The 19,969-nt window shown below is 67.4% G+C and carries 16 protein-coding genes and 3 pseudogenes; 8 read left to right on the top strand and 11 right to left on the bottom strand.

Going from position 1 to position 19,969, the window contains the following annotated elements; all coding sequences use genetic code 11:
• Positions 1–36: 36 nt before the first annotated feature.
• The 3 genes from yccS to purH form a co-directional block, all read right to left on the bottom strand.
• Positions 37–2,250, bottom strand: coding sequence for a YccS family putative transporter (gene yccS / locus FHT09_RS11020; RefSeq protein WP_181141325.1), 2,214 nt, complete (start codon positions 2,248–2,250; stop codon positions 37–39).
• 115 nt (positions 2,251–2,365) lie between these two features.
• Positions 2,366–3,676 carry a phosphoribosylamine--glycine ligase gene (purD, locus tag FHT09_RS11015; RefSeq protein WP_104606276.1) on the bottom strand — a complete coding sequence of 437 codons (1,311 nt, stop codon included), beginning with the start codon at positions 3,674–3,676 and terminating at the stop codon, positions 2,366–2,368.
• A gap of 139 nt (positions 3,677–3,815) precedes the next feature.
• A complete protein-coding gene (gene purH / locus FHT09_RS11010) occupies positions 3,816–5,399 on the bottom strand; it encodes a bifunctional phosphoribosylaminoimidazolecarboxamide formyltransferase/IMP cyclohydrolase (protein ID WP_104606275.1) in 1,584 nt (527 codons plus the stop codon).
• Between the two features lie 74 nt (positions 5,400–5,473).
• Between purH and FHT09_RS20275 the strand changes: the two are divergent.
• The 5 genes and pseudogenes from FHT09_RS20275 to FHT09_RS20260 form a co-directional block, all read left to right on the top strand.
• Positions 5,474–5,602 (top strand): annotated as a pseudogene (locus FHT09_RS20275) (CDP-alcohol phosphatidyltransferase family protein); the annotation flags it as partial.
• Positions 5,603–6,110: 508 nt separating this feature from the next.
• Positions 6,111–6,425, top strand: coding sequence for a hypothetical protein (locus FHT09_RS11000; protein WP_146096506.1), 315 nt, complete (start codon positions 6,111–6,113; stop codon positions 6,423–6,425).
• A gap of 1,466 nt (positions 6,426–7,891) precedes the next feature.
• A pseudogene (locus FHT09_RS20270) lies at positions 7,892–8,143 on the top strand (hypothetical protein); the annotation flags it as partial.
• A 966-nt stretch (positions 8,144–9,109) separates the two neighbouring features.
• Positions 9,110–9,391, top strand: a complete 282-nt coding sequence (locus FHT09_RS20265; RefSeq protein WP_258077221.1) for a hypothetical protein — start codon at positions 9,110–9,112, stop codon at positions 9,389–9,391.
• Positions 9,392–9,475: 84 nt separating this feature from the next.
• Positions 9,476–10,396, top strand: a pseudogene (locus FHT09_RS20260) (hypothetical protein); the annotation flags it as partial.
• 784 nt (positions 10,397–11,180) lie between these two features.
• Here FHT09_RS20260 and fis read toward each other — a convergent pair.
• The 3 genes from fis to FHT09_RS10980 form a co-directional block, all read right to left on the bottom strand.
• Complete coding sequence (gene fis / locus FHT09_RS10990; protein ID WP_002804983.1) at positions 11,181–11,453, bottom strand: DNA-binding transcriptional regulator Fis; 273 nt, start codon at positions 11,451–11,453, stop codon at positions 11,181–11,183.
• Between the two features lie 115 nt (positions 11,454–11,568).
• Positions 11,569–12,699 carry a DUF3426 domain-containing protein gene (locus FHT09_RS10985; RefSeq protein ID WP_104606273.1) on the bottom strand — a complete coding sequence of 377 codons (1,131 nt, stop codon included), beginning with the start codon at positions 12,697–12,699 and terminating at the stop codon, positions 11,569–11,571.
• Positions 12,700–12,989: 290 nt separating this feature from the next.
• Entirely contained in the window at positions 12,990–13,367 is a 378-nt protein-coding gene (locus tag FHT09_RS10980; protein WP_104534518.1) for a helix-turn-helix transcriptional regulator, read from the bottom strand.
• 186 nt (positions 13,368–13,553) lie between these two features.
• On the opposite strand from FHT09_RS10980, the gene FHT09_RS10975 reads away from it, so the two are divergent.
• Positions 13,554–14,018 (top strand): hypothetical protein, encoded by a 465-nt coding sequence (locus FHT09_RS10975; protein WP_243849036.1) that lies wholly within the window; start codon positions 13,554–13,556, stop codon positions 14,016–14,018.
• 12 nt (positions 14,019–14,030) lie between these two features.
• Here the strand turns inward: FHT09_RS10975 and prmA are convergent, their stop codons facing one another.
• The gene (prmA, locus tag FHT09_RS10970) at positions 14,031–14,951 is read right to left on the bottom strand and encodes a 50S ribosomal protein L11 methyltransferase (RefSeq protein ID WP_104606271.1); all 921 of its coding nucleotides are present in this window, start codon (positions 14,949–14,951) and stop codon (positions 14,031–14,033) included.
• Between the two features lie 356 nt (positions 14,952–15,307).
• On the opposite strand from prmA, the gene FHT09_RS10965 reads away from it, so the two are divergent.
• Both FHT09_RS10965 and FHT09_RS10960 read left to right on the top strand, forming a co-directional pair.
• Positions 15,308–16,234, top strand: coding sequence for a hypothetical protein (locus FHT09_RS10965; RefSeq protein ID WP_104606269.1), 927 nt, complete (start codon positions 15,308–15,310; stop codon positions 16,232–16,234).
• The gene (locus tag FHT09_RS10960) at positions 16,231–16,593 is read left to right on the top strand and encodes a hypothetical protein (RefSeq protein WP_047126172.1); all 363 of its coding nucleotides are present in this window, start codon (positions 16,231–16,233) and stop codon (positions 16,591–16,593) included. The genes FHT09_RS10965 and FHT09_RS10960 overlap by 4 nt, the downstream gene beginning before the upstream one ends.
• A gap of 316 nt (positions 16,594–16,909) precedes the next feature.
• Here the strand turns inward: FHT09_RS10960 and accC are convergent, their stop codons facing one another.
• The 4 genes from accC to aroQ all read right to left on the bottom strand — a co-directional run bounded on the left by accC (position 16,910) and on the right by aroQ (position 19,755).
• Positions 16,910–18,277 carry an acetyl-CoA carboxylase biotin carboxylase subunit gene (gene accC, locus FHT09_RS10955; RefSeq protein ID WP_104538693.1) on the bottom strand — a complete coding sequence of 456 codons (1,368 nt, stop codon included), beginning with the start codon at positions 18,275–18,277 and terminating at the stop codon, positions 16,910–16,912.
• A 42-nt stretch (positions 18,278–18,319) separates the two neighbouring features.
• Positions 18,320–18,649 carry a four helix bundle protein gene (locus FHT09_RS10950; protein WP_208408968.1) on the bottom strand — a complete coding sequence of 110 codons (330 nt, stop codon included), beginning with the start codon at positions 18,647–18,649 and terminating at the stop codon, positions 18,320–18,322.
• 76 nt (positions 18,650–18,725) lie between these two features.
• Positions 18,726–19,211: an acetyl-CoA carboxylase biotin carboxyl carrier protein gene (gene accB, locus FHT09_RS10945; protein WP_104606267.1), complete on the bottom strand. Its 486-nt coding sequence runs from the start codon at positions 19,209–19,211 to the stop codon at positions 18,726–18,728.
• Positions 19,212–19,308: 97 nt separating this feature from the next.
• Positions 19,309–19,755 carry a type II 3-dehydroquinate dehydratase gene (gene aroQ / locus FHT09_RS10940; RefSeq protein WP_104606266.1) on the bottom strand — a complete coding sequence of 149 codons (447 nt, stop codon included), beginning with the start codon at positions 19,753–19,755 and terminating at the stop codon, positions 19,309–19,311.
• Positions 19,756–19,969 lie beyond the last annotated feature (214 nt).

Genomic DNA, 19,969 nt, shown 5'->3' with positions numbered 1-19,969 from the left:
TGCGCGGCACATACGCGCATCGCCGCCGACGACGCACTAGGCCTTGCTGGTTGCCAGGCGCGCTGCGCCCTCTGCCGGCGCGGTGGTGACCGCCAGGGCAGCGGCACGCAGTTTGGGCAGCAGCCGCAGGGTCAGTGCCAGCTGGTCGCGCACCAGGCGCTGCTTGGGCGGCAACTGCACGGCGTGCTGCTCCAGCGCTTCGGCGGTGGCGATTTCTTCGCTTTCGTCGTGCGCCGGCAGCGGCTGGCGTTCGCGCAAGGCGGTGGCGATTTCGCCCAGCGCGTGTTGAAGATAGTCGCCGGCCTGCGCGATGGCGGGGTCGTGTTCGCCATCGAGTGCGGCGCGGTGCGCGCCGAGCGCAGACAGATAGCCGAGCAGGGTGTTGGACAGCGCCAGGAAGCGGAAGCCCGCATCCAGGTTGCGCCGATAGCGGCCCGGTTCGCGCAGCATGTTGGACAAGGCCACCGACAAGGCGGCATCGGCGTTGTGCATGTCGCGGCGTGCGATGCGGTAGGGCAGGTCGTCGCGCATGCCGCTGGCGTATTGCTCCAGCACCTGGGCCAGATAGCGCGCGCAACTGGCCAGCACCGTGGCCATCACCTGGTTGAGGCGGCGGCCCTGCCAGTCCGGCAGGATCAGGAACGAGGCCGCCGCGGCGATCGCGCAACCGATCAGCGTGTCGATCAGGCGCGGCCAGATCAGCACGAAGCCATCGCCGAGCAGGTTGAAGCAGAACAGCGCCATCACGGTGATGCCGGCGGTGGCCAGCATGTAGCGATCGGTGCGGGCGATGAAGAAGATCAGCGCGGCGGCCAGCGCCAGCAGCAGCTGCACTTCGGTACCGGGGAACAGCTGCATCAGCGCCCAGGTGGCGACCAGGCCGATCAGGGTGCCGGCGATGCGCTGCACCAGCCGCAGGCGGGTGGCGCCGTAATTGGGCCGGCACACGAAGGCGGTGGTGAGCAGGATCCAGTAGCCGTTGTCGGCATGGATGGACTGCATGATGGCGTAGCCGACCACCAGTGCGATGGCCATGCGCAGGCCGTGGCGGAACAGCACCGAGCCGGGCGTGAGTTGCTGCATCAGACGCGCGGCCATTTCGCGCAAGGTGTGCGGCGCCGAGTCGCGCAGGCGGGTGTCGAGGTTGTCGCTGGTGGAGTCCGATTGCGCCGCTTCCGACAGCTTGCGTTCGATGCTCTGCAGGTTGGTCACCAGCAATTCCAGCGCACCGAGCAGGCGCGCCAGTGCGGGATCGGCACGCGCGTGCAGATAGTCAAGCGATTGCCGCAGGTCTTCGGTGGCCAGGCGGCTGTTGTCGCCATAATCGAACGGATGGCGCAGGCGGATCGCCTCGCCCAACGCGGCGCAGGCCTTGCCTTGCAGCGCGAGCAGGCGCTGGCAGCGGTACAGCACGTCGCTGTGGAAGAACGCCTCGGTCAGCGCTTCGTAGGGATAGTGCGAGGAACTGGCGCGCTCGTGGAATTCCTGGGCCATGTAGTACAGGCGGAAATACAGGCCCGATTGCACGCCCGGCCGCCCCGACCGGCCGAAGCGGCTCATGATCGCGGTCTTGGCCGCGTTGAGCGCGCCAACCACCCTGGCGTTCTGCTCGGCCAGCGCCAGCCGGCGCGCATGCAGGTCGCTCTGCCGCACCGGTTCGAACAGATCGGCCTTGAGCTTGAGATAACGGCCCAGCTCGAAGAACAGCCGCGACAGCCGCTCGCGCACCGGGCGATTGGCGAACAGCAGGGTCCACAGGATCGACAGCACGCCGTACCAAGTGGCGCCGATCAGCAGCAGTGCCGCGCCATGCCAGGCGACCGACGGATCGTGGCTGCCGTGCTGGTCCATGCCGATCATGGCGTAGATCGACAAGGCCACGGTGGCCTGCGCGATCGAGGCGTAACGCTCGCCCAGCGCGCCGAGCAGGGTCAGCGAAAAGGTCGCCACCGCCATGCCGGTCACGAATGCCAGCGGATACGGGAACAGCAGCACCACCGACGCCGCAGCAGCGGCGAAACACAGCAGCGACAGCAGCACCGACTTGATGCGGCCCAGCCAGTTGTCGTCGGTCTCGGCGATGGCGCTGGCGATCGCGCCCAGGAACAGTGCCGGCACCGCGGTGAGCTGCTGCCAATGCCAGCACACCCCCATCGCCACCGCCAGCGCGATGAACACGCGCAGGCCATAGCTGGCCTTTTCATGGGCCCACAGGCGGCTAAGGCGGGTTTCGAAGGAGGAAGTGGCCACAGTCTCTGCAAGGCAAGGTGCCTGGGCATTATTGCCGCAGGCACGCGCCATCCGGGTGGAGGGCGGCTAGTTCTTTGTCAGTAGCCGCGCGGTGCCAGCTGCCGGAGCAAGCCGCTCAGGCCTGTGCGTCCTGCTCGCGGGCGATCGCGCGCCAGCCGATATCGCTGCGCTGGAAGGCGCTGGCCCAGTGGATCGGCTGCAGGCCGGCATAGGCGTTGCGCTGCGCCTCCAGCACGCTGTCGCCCAGCGCGGCAACGCACAGCACGCGGCCACCGGCACTGACGACCTCGCCGTTTGCACTCAATGCGGTGCCGGCATGGAAGACCTTGGCGGTGGCAGGCACCGCGTCCAGGCCGCTGATGACCTCGCCGGTGATCGGGGATTCGGGATACGGCCTGGCTGCGATGACCACGCCCAGCGACGGACGCGGATCCCACTGCGCCTGCGCGGTGTCGAGCTTGCCGTCGATGGCCGCTTCCAGCAGGTCCACCAGGTCCGACTGCAGGCGCAGCATCACCGGTTGGGTTTCCGGGTCGCCGAAGCGCACGTTGAACTCGATCACCTTGGGCGCGCCGTGTGCATCGATCATCAGCCCGGCGTACAGGAAACCGGTGAACGGCACACCGTCGGCGATCATGCCTTGCACGGTCGGCTCGACCACCTCGCGCATCACCCGCGCGTGCACCTCGGGCGTGACCACCGGGGCCGGCGAGTACGCGCCCATGCCGCCGGTATTGGGGCCGGTGTCGCCATCGCCGACGCGCTTGTGGTCCTGGCTGGTGGCCATCGGCAAGGCGTGGGTGCCGTCGACCATCGAGATGAAGCTGGCTTCTTCGCCATCGAGGAATTCCTCGATCACCACGCGCGCGCCGGCATCGCCGAACGCATTGCCCGAGAGCATGTCGCGCACCGCGTCTTCGGCCTCGCCCAGCGTCATCGCCACGATCACGCCCTTGCCGGCGGCCAGGCCATCGGCCTTGACCACGATCGGCGCGCCCCCGCTTTCAACAGACTTGCTGCGCACGTAGGCCAGCGCTGCGTCCACCTCGGTATGCACCGCGTAATACGCGGTGGGGATGCCATGACGCGCCAGAAAATCCTTGGCGAAGGCCTTGCTGCCTTCCAGCTGCGCGGCCTTGGCGGTGGGCCCGAAGATGCGCAGGCCCAGCGCATGGAAACGGTCGACCACGCCCAGCACCAGCGGCACTTCCGGGCCGACCACGGTCAGCGCCACGGCTTCGCGCTGCGCCAGCGCGAGCAGGCCATCCAGGTCGTCGACCTTGATCGCGACATTGCGGCACTTGGTTTCGGTGGCGGTGCCGGCATTGCCGGGTGCCACCAGCACCTCGCTCACCTGCGCGGACTGCGCGATCTTCCAGGCCAGGGCATGTTCACGGCCGCCGGAGCCGATGACGAGGATTTTCATGTGAGTGCCGAGATTGGGGAATGGGGAATAGGGAATGGGGAATAGAAAAGTCTTTGCTCGTGCAGGCCGTACGATGTGGAATGGCATCTAGGGAGCCGCTCTTGCGATTCCCTATTCCCCAATCCCCATTCCCGGCACGTCAGTGCCTGAAATGCCGTACGCCGGTGAACACCATCGCGATGCCGTGTTCGTCGGCGGCGGCGATCACTTCGCCATCGCGCATCGAGCCGCCGGGCTGGATCACCGCCTTGATGCCGGCCGCAGCGGCGGCATCGATGCCGTCGCGGAACGGGAAGAACGCATCCGATGCCATCACCGAGCCGGCCACCGTGAGCTTGGCTTCCTCGGCCTTGAGCGCGGCGATCTTGGCGCTGACCACGCGGCTCATCTGGCCGGCGCCCACACCGATGGTGCGGTGGTCCTTGGCGTAGACAATCGCATTGGACTTGACGTACTTGGCCACGCGCCAGGCGAACAGCAGATCGCCCAGTTCGGCCTCGCTGGGCGCGCGCTGGGTGACCACGCTCAGTTCGCCCAGCGACATGCCGCGGTTGTCGGACGACTGCATCAGCAGGCCCGAGCCGATCCGCTTGGTGTCGTAGTTGTTGAGGCCGTTGCCGTGCGGGATCTTGAGCACGCGCACGTTGGCTTTCTTGGTGGCGTAGTCGAGCGCGCCCGGCTCATAGTCCGGCGCGATCAGCACCTCGACGAACTGGCGATCCAGGATGGCTTTGGCCGTCGCCGCATCGAGGGTCTTGTTGAAGGCCAGGATGCCGCCGAAGGCGCTGGTCGGGTCGGTCGCATAGGCCAGCTCGTAGGCATCGCCGCAGGCTGCGCCCACCGCCACACCGCAGGGGTTGGCGTGCTTGACGATCACGCAGGCCGGCGCATCGAACTGGCGCACGCATTCCCACGCCGCGTCGGCATCGGCCAGGTTGTTGTAGCTCAGTTCCTTGCCCTGCAATTGCTGGAAGGTGGCCAGCGTGCCCGGCACCGGGTACAGGTCGCGGTAGAACGCGCCGGCCTGATGCGGGTTCTCGCCGTAGCGCAGGTCCATCACCTTGACGAAGTTGGAATTGATCTGCGCCGGGAACGGGCTGCGCGTGGGCACGTTTTCGGTGCTGTCGGCCACCGCCGACAGGTAGTTGCTGATTGCCGCGTCGTACTGCGCCACGCGGTTGAACGCGGCCACCGACAGCGCAAAGCGCCTGGCCGCCGACAGCTGGCCGTTGTTGGCATCGAGTTCGGCCAGCAGCTCGGCGTACTGCGCCGGGTCGGTGGCCACCGCCACGCGGGCGAAGTTCTTCGCCGCCGAGCGCAGCATCGCCGGGCCGCCGATATCGATGTTTTCCACCGCATCGGCCAGGGTGCAGTCGGCCTTGGCGGTCACCGATTCGAACGGATACAGGTTCAGCACCAGCAGGTCGATCGGCACAATGCCGTGTTCGGCCATCACCGCTTCGTCGATGCCGGCGCGGCCGAGCAGGCCGCCGTGCACCAGCGGGTGCAGGGTCTTGACGCGGCCGTCCATCATCTCCGGGAAACCGGTCAGCTCGGCGACGTCGGTGACCGGCAAGCCCGCCTCGCGGATCGCCTTGGCGGTGCCGCCGGTGGACAGCAGCGCGACGTTGCGCGCTGCCAGCGCGCGGGCCAGATCGATCAGGCCGGTCTTGTCGGAAACGGAGAGCAGGGCCCGGCGCACGGGCAGGAGATCAGAGGCCATCGGTGGGGGATATCAAAGCGGGGCAGCCCATATTGTAGGCCGCGCCGGCGCTTGAATGGACCCGAGCGCCCGCAATGGCGTCGATCCATGCGCTGAAAAGGCGCTGCCAGGCGCTGCTGCGGCCGATGGCGGGCGCGCTGTCGCGCGGCGGCATCAGCGCCGACCGGGCGTTCGCGGCAGCGGTGGCGTTGCTGGTGACCGCCGCGGCATCCGCTGTGGCCGGGCATGTACGTGTGACCCACCTCGGCGCAAGACTTGCAGCGGCGCCGAGCACCGGGATGGCGACGATGCCGCGGTGCGGGCAGAGGGTGCCAGGGCTTTGATCGTGATGTGATGCGTCGCAACGCTCGATGCGTTCGATGCTGCGGCGGCGATTGCATCTGCAGGCCGCCAGTCGCAAAAGTTGCTGATGCCTGCGCGTTGCTGCGCGTGTTGCCTGACTGCAGTTATCGCTTCGGGCAATTCCCAGCAGGATGGAAACTGCCAACGGTGCAGCGTCTGAACGCGACGATGGATCACTTGCAAGTAATAACGCAGTTCTCATTTAAAGCCCCGCACGGCATTGCTACGGTGCGTGGCTGCATGCCTGCGCGTGGCGATGGCGTTCCATTGTCAGTCCGGAAATCTTTCGCGACGGGAGTTGATGGCTGCGCAGAACTCTTTTTGGTTCCGGTCGTGCACTGACGAACACAATCCGGAGCCGGTCGCAGATTGATCAAAAAGACCTGTTTTCGGGCGCGCAACGCATGCCTGTTCTTCGGTCATGCGCACCTGTCTTCTGCTACGGCGACAGTTACCAGCGACGGGCTGACCGACGATCTGTGCTCGCTGATCGATTCACTCAACCGGTTCACCAGCAACGACGCTTTCGGCGAGGCGTCCCGTGGCTACTTGCTGCAACGGCTGGCGCGCAGGAGCCAGCCTTGCCATCACTCCCCGCTGCGTCTTGCCGTCACGGCCGTCCATGACCCTGCGATTCAAGCAAGACACCGCAGCGCGCGTGCGCCTTGTGGCGTTCGTCGATGACCAACCGTCGCAGTGCCGGTACTGCCCTTGCCAATGGGCCGATCCGTCTCGCCCTCACGGCGGGACGCTCCGCACCCGTTCGTCGGCCAGGGCATGCATGCCGGTTTGCGCAGCTGCTCGGAACATTCCTATGAGATCACCCTTATGAATCGCGAAAAAGTCCTGGCATTACGCACCTGCACCAACAACATGTCCGACCACTGCGGGCTGATCTGGCCGCAGTCGGGCAGTGTCGAATGCCGGCATTGGCAACCCACCATCAAGCAGGAAAACGGCCTGACCGGCCTGTTGTGGGGACAGGGGACCAATGCGCATCTGAACATGCATGCCGATGCGCACTGGGTGGTCTGCATGGTCGATACCGCCGACATCATCTGGCTGGGCGAGGAGGGCATGATCAAGTTTCCCAGGGCCGAGGTGGTCTACGCCGGCAGCCGTGCCGGTGCCATGCAGTGCATTGCCGCGGGCATTGCGCAGCACGCGCCGCCCCAGCCGGAGCCGCCGGCAACGCCGGTCATTGCCGCGGATTTCATTCCCAAGGCAGCGCAGGCGCAATTCACCGCACCGCTCGTCGAAAGCGCTGCACATTCCACCGCGCCAATGCCGGTCGCGACCCACGGCATCGATCCACAAACCGCACAGGCTACAGCTGCGATCCTGCGCACACGCGAAATCGCCACCTACGGCAGCACGCTCACCGGCGCCGATCAGAGCCAGCTGATCGCAGGCTATGGAAGTACCGAAACCGCGGGTAACGGCAGCGAGTTGATCGCCGGCTATGGCAGCACCGGCGTGGCCGGATCCGACAGCACCATCGTCGCCGGCTACGGCAGTTCCCAGACCGCAGGCGGCGGCAGCACACTGACGGCCGGCTATGGCAGCACCCAGACCGCGCGCCATGGCAGCGATCTGACTGCAGGTTACGGCAGCACGGAAACCGCGGGTGCAGACAGCTCGCTGATCGCCGGCTATGGCAGCACACAAACCTCCGGCGGCGACAGCTCGTTGACTGCCGGTTACGGCAGCACCCAGACCGCGCAGAACGGCAGCGACCTCACCGCCGGCTACGGCAGCACCAGCACCGCGGGCACCGACAGCTCGTTGATTGCCGGCTATGGCAGCACCCAGACTTCGGGCGGAGAAAGCTCGCTGACCGCCGGCTATGGCAGCACGCAGACTGCGCAGGACGGCAGTGACCTCACCGCCGGCTACGGCAGCACCGGTACCGCAGGTGCCGACAGCTCCCTGATTGCCGGTTATGGCAGCACGCAGACCTCGGGCAACGACAGCTCGCTGACGGCGGGCTACGGCAGCACGCAAACCGCCCGCACCGGCAGCGACCTCACCGCGGGTTACGGCAGTACCTCAACCGCCGGTGCGGACAGCACGCTGATCGCCGGTTATGGCAGTACCCAGACCTCCGGCGGCGACAGCTCGCTCACGGCCGGCTATGGCAGCACGCAGACCGCGCGCAAAGGCAGCGATCTGACCGCCGGCTACGGCAGCACCGCAACCGCCGGTGCGGACAGCACGCTGATCGCCGGTTATGGCAGCACCCAGACCTCCGGTGGCGAGAGCTCGCTCACTGCCGGCTACGGCAGTACGCAGACTGCACGCAAGGGCAGCGACCTGACCGCCGGCTATGGCAGCACCTCGACGGCCGGTGGCGACAGCACCTTGATTGCAGGGTACGGCAGCACGCAAACCTCTGGCGGTGACAGTTCACTCACCGCCGGCTACGGCAGTACGCAGACCGCGCGCAGCGGCAGCGACCTGACCACCGGCTACGGCAGTACCTCCACCGCCGGCGCCGACAGCACGCTGGTCGCCGGCTATGGCAGTACGCAGACCTCCGGCGGTGACAGCTCACTGACCGCCGGCTACGGCAGTACGCAGACCGCACGCAGCGGCAGCGACCTGACCACCGGCTACGGCAGTACCTCCACCGCCGGCGCTGACAGCACCTTGATCGCCGGCTATGGCAGCACACAGACCTCGGGCGGCGACAGCTCGCTGACCGCCGGCTACGGCAGTACGCAGACCGCACGCAGCGGCAGCGACCTGACCACCGGCTACGGTAGTACCTCCACCGCTGGCGCCGATAGCACGCTGATCGCCGGTTACGGCAGCACCCAGACATCGGGCGGTGACAGTTCGCTCACTGCGGGCTACGGCAGCACGCAAACGGCGCGCAAGGGCAGCGACCTGACCACCGGCTACGGCAGTACGTCCACGGCCGGTGGCGACAGCACCTTGATTGCAGGGTACGGCAGCACGCAAACCTCTGGCGGTGACAGCTCACTCACCGCTGGCTACGGCAGTACGCAGACCGCGCGCAGCGGTAGCGACCTGACCACCGGCTACGGCAGTACCTCCACCGCTGGCGCCGACAGCACCTTGATTGCAGGGTACGGCAGCACGCAAACCTCTGGCGGTGACAGTTCGCTCACCGCCGGCTACGGCAGCACGCAGACCGCGCGCAAGGGCAGCGACCTCACCACCGGCTATGGAAGTACCTCGACGGCTGGTGCCGACAGCACGCTGATTGCCGGTTATGGCAGTACGCAAACCTCCGGTGGCGACAGTTCCCTGACGGCGGGCTACGGCAGCACGCAGACTGCCCGGAAAGGCAGTGACCTCACTGCCGGCTACGGCAGCACCTCCACCGCCGGTTCGGACAGTTCATTGATCGCCGGGTACGGCAGCACGCAGACGGCTGGCTTCAAAAGCATCCTGACCACCGGCTATGGCAGCACCCAGACCGCGCAAGAGGGCAGCATGCTCACTGCCGGCTATGGCAGTTCTTCCACCGCAGGCTCGGACAGCTCGTTGATCGCCGGCTACGGCAGCACCCAGACCGCCGGCTTCAAGAGCATCCTCACCGCCGGCTACGGCAGCACGCAAACCGCGCAGGAACGCAGCACGCTCACCACCGGTTACGGCAGCACCTCGACGGCAGGGCATGACAGTACGCTGATTGCCGGCTACGGCAGTACGCAGACGGCCGGTTACAAGAGCATTCTCACCACCGGCTATGGCAGTACCCAGACCGCGCAGGAAAGCAGTTCGCTGATCGCCGGCTACGGCAGTTCCTCCATGGCCGGCCCGGACAGCTCGCTGATCGCAGGATATGGCAGTACCCAGACCGCCGGCTACGACAGCACCCTGACTGCCGGTTACGGCAGTACCCAGACCGCGCAGAGCAGCAGCTGGTTGATCACAGGCTATGGCAGTACCTCCACCGCCAGCTTTCAAAGTTCGTTGATTGCCGGCTATGGCAGCACGCAGACCGCCGGTTACGAAAGCACGCTGACCGCCGGCTACGGCAGCACCCAGACCGCGCAGGAAATCAGCTGGCTCACCACCGGTTACGGCAGTACGCAAACCGCCGGCCATGGCAGCATCCTGACCGCCGGTTACGGCAGCAATTCCACCGCCGGCTACGAAAGTACCCTGATTTCCGGCTATGGCAGCACGCAGACGGCCGGTTACGAAAGCACCCTGACGGCCGGTTACGGCAGCACGCTGACCGCGCTGGAAAACAGCTCGCTCACCGCCGGCTACGGCAGTACCGAAATCGCCGGGTTTTCCAGCACCCTGATCGCCGGTTACGGCAGCAGCCAGACCGCCGGTGGCGACAGCACGCTGACTGCCGGCTATGGCAGCACCCTGACCGCGCAGGACAACAGCTCGCTGACCGCAGGCTACGGCAGCACCGAAATCGCCGGGCAGGACAGCTCGCTGATTGCCGGCTATGGCAGCAGCTTGACCAGCGGCGTGCGCAGCTATCTGACCGCCGGCTACGGCAGCAACCAGATCGCCAGCTATGGCAGCTCGCTGATCGCAGGACACGAAAGTACCCAGATTGCCGGTCACCGCAGCATGCTGATTGCCGGCAAGCTGAGTTCGCAGACGGCCGGTTCGCGCAGCACGTTGATCGCCGGCATGGGCAGCGTGCAGACCGCGGGTGACCGCAGCAAGCTGATCGCTGGCGCTGACAGCACCCAGATCGCTGGCGATCGCAGCAAGTTGCTGGCCGGCAGCAACAGCTTCCTCACCGCCGGGGACCGCAGCAGGCTCACCGCCGGCGATGACTGCACGCTGATGGCGGGCGACCGCAGCAAGTTGACCGCGGGAAAGAACAGCATCCTGACGGCGGGCGCCAACAGCAGATTGATCGGCAGCCTGGGCTCCACCCTGACCGGTGGCGAGGACTCGGTGCTGATCTTCCGCTGCTGGGACGGCAAGCGCTACACCAACATCATCGCCAAGACCGGGGAAGAGGGCGTCGAGGCCGACACCGCCTATCAGATCGATGACGACAAGAACGTGGTGGAGAAGTTCGACGATCCGTTCGACACGCTCGCCACCATCGTGCCGGACCATGGCAGCGGCACGGCCCCGGCAGCGGATCATGCAGCGGTGACGCAATTGCCGAACTGAGCAGGCAACTCGCCCAGGCGACCGGCATCGCCGATTGAGCACTGCAGCCAACCGCCGGATCCCCGGCGGTTGGCCCGATCAGATGAAGAGGGCGCGCGAGCAGGGCACGCTGGGCGCGACGGAAGTCCTGCGCCGACGCGTGGGATCAAGAGCGAACACTTTGGGCAGCCCGACCCGACATCAACATGCTGCGCATTCCACAACACGCAACGAGATCGTCCATCGGCCGCGTCATCACCAAGCGTGCCAGCTAGCGCACTGCCAGACCCCAACGCTCTAACGATCCCCCAATCCCGATTCCCGATTCCCGTCCTACGTCAACCCATACTCTTTCAGCTTCTTGCGCAGCGTGGCGCGGTGAATGCCCAGCATCGCCGCCGCGCGGCTCTGGTTGCCTTCGCAGTGGTTGAGCACTTCCACGAACAACGGGATCTCCATCTCGCGCAGCACGATTTCGTACACGTCGTCGGCGTCGCTGCCGTCCAGGTCGCGCAGATAGCGGCGGACGGACTGGGCCACGTGTTCGCGCAGCGGCGACTTCGGTGCGCCACGACTGGTGTCAGGACGAGAGGGGGCTGCGTTCAAAGGAGGTTCCCAGTGTCACGAAGCCGGGACGCGTGGCCGGCGAGGGGGAGTGAGTCTAGCGCGTGACCTCACCGCTCGCCACGCCCGTGTGGCCATCGATGCAGGTCGCGTCTGCTCAGCGGAAGTCGAAACTGAAGGCTGCCGTGCTCGCGGCCGGTTCGCGCACGACAAATGCCACCTGCACCGCCTGGCCTGGCGCGAGCGTGTCCTGCGGCGCCGGCGGCTGGCCCAGATACTCCTGCGGCGCCAGCACGCGGGTGCCGATCACCCGCCCGTCGGCGTCGGACAGCGACAGCTGCAGCCACGGCCAGGCCTGCGCCCAGCGCGCCTCGTTGCGGAAGCTGGCCTGGATCTGCAGCACGCCCGGCACCCCGGGAAGCGGGCGCACATCGCGGTTGAGCAAGGTCAGCGCGGCCGGCTCGCGCCAGGCCGGCAGCGTGCAGCGCGCCACCGCGCAGGCCGCACTCACCAGCGGGCGCCAACGCGCGTCGGCAGCCAGCTGGGCGCGGTCGGCGATGACGATCTGCAACGCCAGCAGGCCGACCAGCCCGACCAGCAATGCCCACTGACGCCCACTGGCGCGCAGCCGTGGCCGGGCCAGTGGGCGGCGTGCGAACGCAGGCGCGGCCTGGGCGGGAAGCGGCTGGAACTGGGCATGCGCCGCTGCGCCGGCAGCGCCCGCGCCGCCGCCGCTTGCCGCGGCGTCCCTGTCCGGATCGGTACCGGACGCGGGCGTGACCGCGAGATTGGATGCGGCGCCGTGCTCACGCTCCCGGTCTGCGCTTGTCATGCCGCCGTCAGCTGCGCCATTGGGATCTGCATCGGTCGGCTGTGCGGTGGGAGTGCCGGCGAGCGCGGCGCGGGTATCGCCGGGGCCGGCCGCTTGGCCGTCCGCAGGATCGCCGGGCAGCAGGCGAGTGGCCGATGTGGTCCATGCCAGCCGATCCATCCCGGCGTCTGCCGCGGTCTGGCCGGAATCGCCGCGTGGCAGGGTGATGTCCGCCGGCGCAGCGTCGCTGCGCGGCGTGGTCGCAGGTGGCACAGCCGGTGGCCGGACCAGCGCCGCCGCCGGGGCGGCCACCGGCTCCGCCGACGGCGCCGGCACCAGGTCGCTGGCCGGCACCGGTGGCGCGTGCGCCGGCGCTTCGGCAGCAGGTACCACCGGGGTCGGTATCAGCGAGGGGGCAGCCGGCGTCGCACGCAGGAACGTGGCCAGGGGGCGGCGCGGTGGCGGAGTCTGGGACATCGGCAGGCGTGCAGCGGGAAGAACCCTATTCAACCACGCGCACGCCGATGGGCGAACCCGGGCGCGTCATGCGTGCGGCACGCAGCCGCAAGCGCAGATGCCGCTGCTATCGACTGCGCGCACGCATTCCCATTGGTTGGCCAACCGTCGCGCTGCCGGCGCCGAGCTTGCCTCACTAATGACGCCCCAAGCAGCCTGCCCCCGATTCCCGATTCCCGATTCCCGATTCCCGAATCCCGAATCCCGAATCCCGAATCCCGAATCCCGAATCCCGAATCCCGAATCCCGAATCAACGCCTGCGCCGCGTCTTGCCTTCGGCCAGCAGCAGATCGAGCAGGCCGCTGCGCTGGCGCGGCGCCAGCGTATCGAAGCGGGTCAGCAGCACCCGTTGCTGGTCGTCCAGACGGCGGTACTGCGCGGGTTCTTCGGCGATCGCCGACACCGGCGGGCCGAAGGTCCGCTCGCCGCGGCCGGTGGCCAGATATTCGAACGCCATGCCGCTGCGCTTGGCCAGGCCGATCAGGTTTTCCACCGAGGGCGCGGTGCCTTCGGCCATCTCCCACTGCGCCACTGCGCTGCGGGTCACACCCAGCTCGCCGGCCAGGGCTTCCTGGGTCAGCTTGGTCAGCGCGCGAGCCTCACGGACTCGCTCATACAACTTGCTCACACGGCACCGTGAGTGGGGAACGGGCCGGGAGATATAGCCCTAGCAGCAATCAGGGATAGTTCGTATACCTTTCATATGCCGATATGTTTGCGATACTGTCCGGGCGTCAATGATGACGGGATCACAGCGAACTCAAGGAGGACATCCATGGTCGAGCCAGCCGCTCCTAAATCCGCCCGTTCCACCATGCCGGCAACGCCGCCCGCCGCGCCACCGCCCGCCGCATGGCCGGCACATTCGCCGCTGGATCCGGCGATCACCCGCTTTCGGGGCGCGCCGTGTTACCAGGTCTGGCAACGCCAGGACGCGTGGACCGCGGTGGCCGACGGCACGCAATGGTCAGCCGGGCTGGCGCCGCGGTGGTGGGCGTTGCGCCAGCGGCACTGGCGGCTACTGGCGCTCAGTGTGGGTTTGCTGGCGCTGGCCGGCGGCCTGGCCAGCCTGGGCCCGCGGACGTGGTCGCTGCCGGCCTGGGCAGCCTTGCTGCTGGCCGAGCTGGGCCTGCGCGTGCAGCTGGCCCGGCAGGCCGGGCCGTGGCGCAGCGCGGCACTGCGGCGCGCCGGCTGGCAGGCGGTGACCCGCCTGCGCGCCATCAGTGTGGCCGATGCGGTGACCACCGCGCAGATCCGCGCCGGCCGGCCACCCCGCTGACACAGCGCGGCATCAGTGACGGCGCACGCCGTCGATGCGCATCCAGTCCTCGTCGCGTTCGCAGCGCAGTTGCTCGAACCAGGGCGCGTAGCGGTGCAGCAGCTCTTCTTCCTGACCGTGCAGGATGCCCGACAGCGCAATCCGCCCGCCCGGTGCCACACGGGCGGACAGGATGTCGGCCAGCGCATCCAGCGCCGACGCCAGGATGTTGGCGACCACCACCGGATAGGTCTGCACCGGTTCGTCCTGGGGCAGGTACACCGCCAGCTGGGCCTGCAAGGCGTTGCGCTCGGCATTGTCGGCAGTGGCCAGCAGCGCCTGCGGGTCATTGTCCACACCCACCGCGCTGGCGGCACCGAGCTTCAGCGCGGCGACGGCGAGAATACCCGAGCCGCAGCCGAAATCGAGCACGCTGCGGCCCTGCAGCTCGCCGCTGCCGGCCAGGCTGTCCAGCCATCGCAGGCACAGCGCGGTGGTCTGGTGCGTGCCCGAGCCGAACGCCAGGCCCGGATCCAGACGGATCACTGCGGCGTCGGGCGCCTGCGCGGCCTCGGGCAGCGCGTGATTCCACGGCACGATGAAGGTGCGCGCGCCAAACTGCATCGGCTTGAACTGATCCATCCAGGCACGTTCCCAATCGCTGTCATCGACCGTGCGGAACGCGACCTGACTCCAGTCCAGCCCGGGATCGAAGGCTTCCAGCGCGGCGAGCAGCACCAGCGCATCGCTGTCGCCGTCGAACAGCGCGTTCAGCACCATCGTGTTCCACAGCGGTGTTTCGCCGACGCCAGGCTCGAGAATGGCGCGCTCGTTGCTGGTATCGGCATTGGCATCGAGCAGCGTTACCGCCAGCGCGCCGATATCGTCCAGCGCATTCTGGTAACGGGGCTGGGTGGCGTCGGAGCAGGGCAGGGTCAGTTCAAGAAACGGCATCGTGGCAGTCGGGCAATTCGAAAGCGTGCATCGTAGACCATCCGTACAGGCGGACTCCTGCGCGACGGTGTTTCGGCGAGCGGACGTGTCGAGCGCGCGACAACGGCCGATGCCGTCGTCAGATCGGTGGATGCAGCGCCGTGGCGCCGGCCGCTGCCGGCGCATCACGCGCACGCGCCGGCAACCGACCTGGCGCTGCGCGCCATTCGCACCACGCGTGCAGCGCACCGTCCTCATACGTTGCACCTGCCTGGTTCGCATCGGCAGCGTCCGCTTGCGCGCCAGCGCGTGCGGATGCGGGTGCTAGACTCCGCGCCGTCGCTGCCGGACTTTCCGCAGCAGGGTCGTCGCCTTCCATGCCGCTTGCTCGTGCCCGCCATCTCTGGCTGTTGCTGGCTCCCGTCGCGCTCGCGGCGGCGGCCTGGTGGCATGTGCGCGCGCAACCGAGCGCCGCGCCCACCGCAGCGCTTTCAGCGGCTACCGGCAGTGCCCGCGCAGGCGCGCTTACAGCGGTGGCGCACTCGCCTGCCGAACGCAGCGCTGCCCTGCAGCTGCCGTACCGCGATGCGGTGGACGCGCAGCCGGACCTGTACCGCTATGCGCTGCAATTGCAGCGGCAGGTGCGCGCCGGCGATGCACAGGCGGGGTGGCGCCTGAGCCGCGTCTACGATTACTGCGCGCCATATGCGTCCAGCCCGGCCGGCTACGCCGCCGACAGCGCCTGGATCGCCGCGCAACCCACACCCGGCGTGGCGGCGATGCATGCGGCGCGCACCCGCGTGGCGCAACGCTGCGCCGGCTTTGCGCCCAGCGACGGCCTGAGTCCGCGGCTGGTGGCGCAGCAGCGTCACGCGGCCGCGCGTGCAGGCAATCTGGCTGCCGAGGCGGCATTGCTGGCGCTGGGCGAACCGCTGCAGCGTTCACCGACCTACAAGCGCGCGCTGGTGCAGCGCGTGCTGGCCTCACGCGATCCGGAGGCCTATCTGGCGCTGGCGCCGGCAATGGGCGCGCGCGCCAGTGGCGATGACAGCCTCGACGGATATGTGGCCGGCGATCAGTTCGCCGAGCTGGCCTGGCAGGTGGCTGCGTGCCGGCTCGGGCTGGATTGCAGCGCGGACAGCACCCTGGTCACCAGTTATTGCGCCAACGCGGGCATCTGTTCGCGCGACAGCGCACAGGGTTTCGTGTCGTTCGTATTCGATGCCGCGGTGCCGCGGCAGGGAGCAGACAGAGTGGATGAGATGGTCGATAGCTTGGTCTCCGAGCCGGGAGCGCAGTCATGAATTACCGTCGCCTGGCGCATGGCGCCAAGTTCTGGTTCTGGGTCGCCTTGTTTGTGGCGTATTCGGCCGCGGCCGTGGGCATCGTGATGATCGACACCGCCGATCACCGCTACCAGCCGCTGTCGGTCAAGTCGACCACGGTCGCCGCCGACGAACAGCAGCGACGGCACGGTGCCAGCCAGGTGGCTGCGGTCTACCGCGCCAGCAGCGCGATGCCGTTTTCGACATTGCCGGCCGGCTCCACCTTCCAGGTGGTGTGGCCGGATGGGTCCACCGAAACCATGACCGTGGTCGACCCGGCCTCCTCCAGCGGCATCGTGCCGGTGCCGGGCAGCCAGCAGCCTGCGCCGCGGCGCTGAACGATGCAGCGCATCGCGTCCCGATGCGGGCGCGATGCGCATCCGCGCGGACGACTGAAGATCTGCGCAGCGGATCCGGCAGCACCCCGGATACGGTAGGAGCGCACCCGGGCGCGACCGCGCTTTATCGGTGGAACCTCGTCGCGCCCGGGTGCGCTCCCACGCATGGGTCGGCTGGCCGCATGGTGTTGCCGGTGCGGGGTGTCGTCGGGCCGCGTGCCTGACCTGCGTGAGGCACTGCCGGCGCGATGCACCGGGAAACAACGCAACAAGCCCGGTTTCCCGGGCTTGCTGTGCGGTGCACTGGCCAGTGCGATCAGACCAGCGCGATCGACTTGTTCTTGCGCTCGGCCAGGCGCTTTTCCAGATAGTGGATGTTCTGCCCGCCGGCCTGGAAGCCCTTGTCGCGCATGATGCGCTGCTGCAGCGGGATGTTGGTCTTGATGCCGTCCACCACCATCTCGCTCAGCGCCACGCGCATGCGCGCGATCGCGGTCTCGCGGTCGGGGCCATGCACGATCAGCTTGCCGATCATCGAGTCGTAGTTCGGCGGCACCTTGTAGCCGGCGTAGATGTGCGTGTCCACACGCACGCCCGGGCCGCCGGGCGGATGGAACGCGGTGATCAGGCCCGGGTTGGGCATGAAGGTTTCCGGGTCCTCGGCATTGATGCGGCACTCGATCGCATGCCCGCGCAGCACGATGTCGCTCTGCTTGATGGTCAGCTTGCGGCCGGCGGCAATGCGCAACTGCTCGCAGACCAGATCGATGCCGGTGATGCGCTCGGTGACCGGGTGCTCCACCTGGATGCGCGTGTTCATTTCGATGAAGTAGAAACGCCCGTCTTCGAACAGGAACTCGAAGGTGCCCGCGCCGCGATAGCCGATGCGGATGCAGGCATCCACGCAGACCTTGCCGATCTCGTTGCGCAGTTCTTCGGTGATGCCCGGGGCCGGCGCTTCTTCCACCACCTTCTGGTGGCGGCGCTGCATCGAGCAATCGCGTTCGCCCAGATGGATCGCACCGCCCTGGCCGTCGGCCAGCACCTGGATTTCCACGTGACGCGGATTTTCCAGGAACTTCTCCATGTAGACCTGATCGTTGCTGAAGGCGGCCTTGGCTTCGGACTTGGTGGTTTCGATGGCGGCCTTCAACGCGGCCTCCGAATGCACCACACGCATGCCGCGGCCGCCGCCGCCGCCGGCAGCCTTGATGATCACCGGGTAGCCGATTTCGCGCGCCACCTTGGTGTTGGCGACGATGTCCTCGCCCAGCGGGCCGCCCGAACCGGGCACGCACGGCACGCCGGCGGCCTTCATCGCGCGGATCGCCTCGACCTTGTCGCCCATCAGGCGGATGGTGTCGGCCTTGGGGCCGATGAAGATGAAGCCGGATTCTTCCACGCGCTCGGCAAAGTCGGCGTTTTCCGACAAAAAGCCGTAGCCGGGATGGATGGCCTGCGCATCGGTCACCTCGGCCGCGGCGATCAACGCCGGGATGTTGAGATAACTGTCGCTGGAGGCAGCCGGGCCGATACACACCGACTCGTCGGCCATGGCCACGTGCTTGAGGTTGCGGTCGACCGTGGAATGCACCGCGACCGTGCGGATGCCGAGCGTGTGGCACGCGCGCAGGATGCGCAGCGCGATTTCACCTCGGTTGGCGATGACGACTTTATCGAGCATGGGAATAGGGAGTCGAGAATGGGGAATGGGTAGAAGCGGGCATCATGGTGCGGCTCCACGTTTGCGTAAGGCATTCATCAATGCGGTGAGCTTGGCAAAGACCTGGTCGACCTGCTGGCTGACGATGACTTCGTCTTCGGTGTTGCTATAGCCCAGTCGTACGGCGATCTGGACCTGTGTATCCAGTTCGGAGAGCGAGCCGCGCGCAATCGAGAGAAACCGCGCGTAATCGGGAGTTGAGCGTCGCGCCGCACCTTCAGCGATATTCGACGGGACGCTGATGGCCGCACGGCGCAGTTGCGCCGTCAGGCCGTAGCGTTCCTGCTCGGGAAAGACCTCGGTGAACCGATAGATCGTTTCCACAAGCTGCATGGAATCGCGCCAGGCCTCCAGGCGTTCATGAGGCCGCTTTGCCGATTCCCGATTCTCCACTCCCGATTCCCGCCGCTCAGCCAATCACGAACAACGGCTGATCGAATTCCACTGGCTGGCCGGTTTCGCCGAGGATGGCCACGATGGTGCCGGAGACGTCGGCTTCGATCGGGTTGAACATCTTCATCGCCTCGATGATCGCCAGCGTCTCGCCGGCCTTGACCTGCTGGCCGACGCTGACGAAGGCCGGCTTGTCCGGCGAGGGCGAGGTGTAGAAGGTGCCGACCATCGGCGCGCGCAGCACGTGGCCTTCCGGCAGGGCGGCAGCCTGCTTGGCGCCGCCGGTGGAGGCCTCGGTGGGCGACTGCATCGGCATGCTGGCCGCGGCCGGGGCCTGCGCGGGCGGGGCGGGTGCGTACTGCTGCACCGGCGCGCTCATCACGGTGGTGCCCTTGGGCACGCGCGCCAGGCGCACGCTTTCTTCGCCTTCCTTGATCTCGATTTCGGCGAGATTGGATTCTTCGAGCAGGTCGATCAGTTTCTTGATTTTGCGGAGATCCATACGGGCCTCATGAGGTGAATCGGTGGAGGTTGCCGGCGGCTGCCGGCGGAATGGGGTCAGGCCGTCGGCGCAGGCGCCGGCGTGGGTGAGCGAGATGTCATGCGTCGCGTTCCAGCCGCGCGATCACCGCTTCCAGCGCCAGCCGGTAGCTGTCGGCGCCAAAGCCGCAGATCACGCCATCGGCCTTGTCGCTGAGATAGCTGTGGTGGCGGAACGGCTCGCGCGCATGCGGGTTGGACAGATGGATTTCCACGAACGGCAGGCCCACACCCAGCAGCGCATCGCGCAGCGCCACCGAGGTATGGGTGAAGGCGGCCGGGTTAATCAGGATGTAGACGGTGCCGTCCTCGCGCGCGGCGTGGATGCGCCCCACCAGCACGTGCTCGGCATTGGACTGCAGGCAGGCCAGCGTATGCCCGGCGGCCTGCGCACGGTCCACCAGGGCCGCATCGATCTGCGCCAGCGTGGTGCGCCCGTAGACATCCGGCTCGCGGGTGCCGAGCAGGTTGAGGTTGGGGCCGTGCAACAGCAGCAGGTGGGCCATGACATCCCGGAGAGCGGAAAGGCCGGAAGTCTGCGCGATGTGGCCGATGCTGTCCAGATAGACGAAGTTATGCCTGTTTTAAACGACTGTTTTAAATCTGGGCCTGCAGGCCGGCCGAATTTGTGTCAGTGGGGCAGTGTGGCTCGGTTGAAGCTGCGGGCAATCGTCGGCGACGATGCGCATGCACCTCTGGTCGCTGTGTCTGCATCGGCAC

The sequence above is a fragment of the Xanthomonas sp. CFBP 8152 genome (genome assembly GCF_014199025.1).
Classification (GTDB): domain Bacteria; phylum Pseudomonadota; class Gammaproteobacteria; order Xanthomonadales; family Xanthomonadaceae; genus Xanthomonas; species Xanthomonas arboricola_B.
The sequence above is the reverse complement of the archived record's forward strand: the minus strand, read 5'-3'. Positions and strand labels throughout refer to the sequence as shown.